The 3,477-nt window shown below is 37.4% G+C and carries 3 protein-coding genes; all 3 read left to right on the plus strand.

Going from position 1 to position 3,477, the window contains the following annotated elements; genetic code table 11:
• The coding region (locus FTV42_RS15860) for a spore coat U domain-containing protein (RefSeq protein WP_180039181.1) at positions 1–472 on the plus strand (472 nt) is incomplete at its 5' end.
• Between the two features lie 115 nt (positions 473–587).
• Entirely contained in the window at positions 588–1,265 is a 678-nt protein-coding gene (locus tag FTV42_RS15865; RefSeq protein WP_257223471.1) for a molecular chaperone, read from the plus strand.
• A gap of 27 nt (positions 1,266–1,292) precedes the next feature.
• The coding region (locus FTV42_RS15870) for a fimbria/pilus outer membrane usher protein (protein ID WP_180039182.1) at positions 1,293–3,477 on the plus strand (2,185 nt) is incomplete at its 3' end.

Below are 3,477 nucleotides of genomic sequence, written 5' to 3' on the forward strand. Positions count from 1 at the left end.
ACTTATCACTACTGCCTCATCCGAATCTACTAACTTACATTCAGCTCCACAAGCAAGTGCTGAAACACCAGCAGCAAGCACACAGCAGGCACAAACAACTTTTGATGTAAAAATTGAAGTTCTTTCTACATGTTCTATCAATGCAACAGAGATTGATTTTGGTAAAGTAAATAGCGGTAGTGTTGCAAGTGACAAAACAGGAACCCTAAATGTAACTTGTACAAATCAGACACCCTACAGTGTAGGTCTGTCAGGTAGTGGTAAGATGACAAATGAAAAAGATGCATTATCAAGTATTGCTTATGAGTTATTCCAAGATAGCAATAAGCCATGGGATAACAATGACAATAAATATGCAAACAATGGTTCAGGTAACGTACAAGCAATCCCTGTAATTGCTAAAGTCGTTGGCTCAACAAATGTTCGTGCAGGCAACTATAAAGATACAGTTACAGCCACGGTAACATATTAATATTTGTTATCGTAAAGATATTCTTCATTTAAAGGATATCAATATGAGAAATCCGATACGTTGCTCTAATCTACTACGTAAGTACAGTTTAGTTTGTCTAGTAACGAGTATTTTTATGATACAGGCGCATGCTGCAAGCTTGCAGGTTGCGCCTATTTTATTAGAGTTTTCCCCTCAGGAAAAAGTTAAAGAGCTTTGGTTAACCAATACAGGAAGTGACGAAATTCGGGGCCAAGTCCGAGTAAATTATTGGACACAAAATAATAATCAAGATGTTATTACACCTACAAAAGATCTGATAGCAAGCCCCATGGTATTGACTATACCTGCTGGGCAAAGACAGTTAGTTCGCTTGATTCGTAGCGCAAATAACAATCTTTCATCTGAACAAGCCTATCGACTCATCGTCGATGAATTACCTAATCCAAAAACTGAAGAGAAAAGCGGGTTGCAGCTTTTGCTGAAATATTCGATCCCAGTTTTCTTTAAAACATCACATATAAATGCTGTAGATCAAGGCTTAACTTCTTTAAAAGGCATGACATTTAAATATACGGATCATCAATTACTAGTCATCAATAAAACTACAAGTTATAAGCGTTTTAGCCAGTTTGCTTATGTAGATTCTCAAGGTAAAAAGACACCAATTCAAATGGGACTGATGGGCTATGTTCTAAATGGTCAGAGTATGCAATGGCCTATCCCTAAACAACTGAATATTCAACCGACTGGAAAGTTTGTTGCTGTTGTGAACATGGATGTACGTGAACAAATACTTCAAGTAGCACATTGATGTATTCATCAATTTTGGAGTGGTTTTGTGAGTGTACAGATTAGTGATTTGCTATTTGCAGGAGCAATCATTGCAGTGGCACCCAATACACTTGCACAAGTCAGCGATCCAAAACTGATTCAAGATATGCAGCAAGATTTATATTTAGATGTCGAACTAAATCAATCAGCACAACCAGAAATAGGACATTTTTTACAACAAGATAAACAGCTTTATATAGATGTGACATCATTAGACAAACTCTCAATTCAAAGTAGTGCTCCTCAAGTCTTGGTTGACCAAACAAACTATATTTCTTTAGATGCTATTAACGGGCTAAGTTATCAATATGACAATCTAAACCAGAAAATCACCATACAAGTCCCTATTGAATTATTAAGTGCAAAAAACCAATATAGTTATCAAGCTAAATCTGTAGCAACGGTTAATCCCCAGCAAGAAAGACAAGGCTTACTTTTAAACTATACGGCTTTTGCACAACAAACTGATGATCATTTTTCATTTAATGGATGGAATGAACTTCGTTATTTTGGTCTATTCAATGGTGTACTGAGTATTTCAGGTAATTATCAATATCAAGATAATCAGTTTACTGATCGTCAAATTCTAGATACGTATTGGGAGAAAGACTTCCCAGAGCAAATGCTTCGTTTACGTTTGGGCGATGCGCAAAGTGATGCTTTAACGTGGACACGCTCTACTCGGATTAGTGGTCTAAGTTTGGCTAAAAATTTCGCATTACAGCCTTATACGGTTACAACCCCATTAATGAGTTTTAAAGGGCAGGTTGCACTCCCTTCACAGATTGACCTTATCATTAATGGAATCAAGCAATCATCACAGAATGTAGTGCCAGGGCAGTTTGATATTCAAACTACACCGAGTATTACAGGTGCTGGCAATGCACAAATGGTCATTACTGACATCAATGGCCAACAACAAGTCCAAAATTTTTCACTCTATCGCGCAAATCACTTACTGGCACGGGGTCTAAATGATTGGTCATTTAACCTTGGTTATCCTAAATTAAATTATGGCATATCTTCATTTGATTATGCTGATGATTTAGCATTAAGTGGTAGTTATCGTTATGGATTAAGCAATACATTGACTGTTGAGACCCATACTGAGTTGACTGAAAAGTTACAGCAAGTGGGGCTAGGTGGTGTTTACCAATTAGGGAGACAAGCTGGTCAATTCAATGTCTCTTATGCCCATAGTTATACACCTGAAAACACGGGACAGTTGCTTGGATTCGGTTATAGTTGGAACTCAGCATTGTTTAGCTTAAATTATAATGGATTACGTCAATATGGGCAGTTCAGTGATATCGCTAGTTTAAATGATGCTTCATATGCAACCCAATCCAATCAATTTTACATGGGCTTAAATACGAAGTTTGGTCAGTTAGGAGGGAGCTATATTCAACAAGAGTATAAGGATCAGTCCAGCAACGAATATGTTCTATTGAACTGGTCTTATATTTTCCCTCGACGAATGAATCTGAATTTAAGTTATAGCAGGGACTTACTAAATAAAGAAAATAGTTACTACCTGTCCTTTAATATTCCATGGGCGAAACGGAATTCAGCAACTATCACAGCTCAACGTAGTAATGATCAAAATCAACTTAGCCTGAACGTCTTACATTCTGTGGATCAAGACCAAGGTGGTTTCGGTTGGCAAGCAAGGGCCAATCATACTGAGTTATACTCACAATTTCAGGGGCAACTGGATTATTTAAGTCGTTATGGCTTGGCCCAACTTAACGTTCAACATACGACCTCAGACCAAAGTAATACCAGTATTTATGCTTCAGTGAATGGCGGGGTTGTACTATTGAAAGATGCTATCTTACCTAAACGCCTAAGCAGTGGTTCATTTGCTATCGTTTCAACAGATCAAATACCTGATGTGCCTGTACGACTAGAGAATCGTTTAATTGGTAAAACTAATAAAAAAGGTTATCTACTACTCGATTATTTGAACCCTTATCAGAATAATAGTATCGCTATAGATACGCTTGATTTGCCAATTAATCTAAAAATTGAAAAAACGCAACAAAATGCTGTACCACGCCAATCGAGTGGCGTTTTTGTACAATTCCCGATGTATCAAGTGAAATCTGTGCAACTTCAAGTAGTAGATTTACAGGGACAAAATGTGAACGTGGGAACTTCTGTATGGCGAGAAGAAACGATTCAGCAGGAAC

It is taken from the genome of Acinetobacter sp. YH16052, assembly GCF_013417155.1.
Classification (GTDB): Bacteria; Pseudomonadota; Gammaproteobacteria; order Pseudomonadales; family Moraxellaceae; genus Acinetobacter.

Coding starts and splice junctions, on each gene's coding strand:
- FTV42_RS15865 (WP_257223471.1), top strand. CDS start 588: ATGATACAGGCGCATGCTGCAAGCTTGCAGGTTGCGCCTATTTTATTA.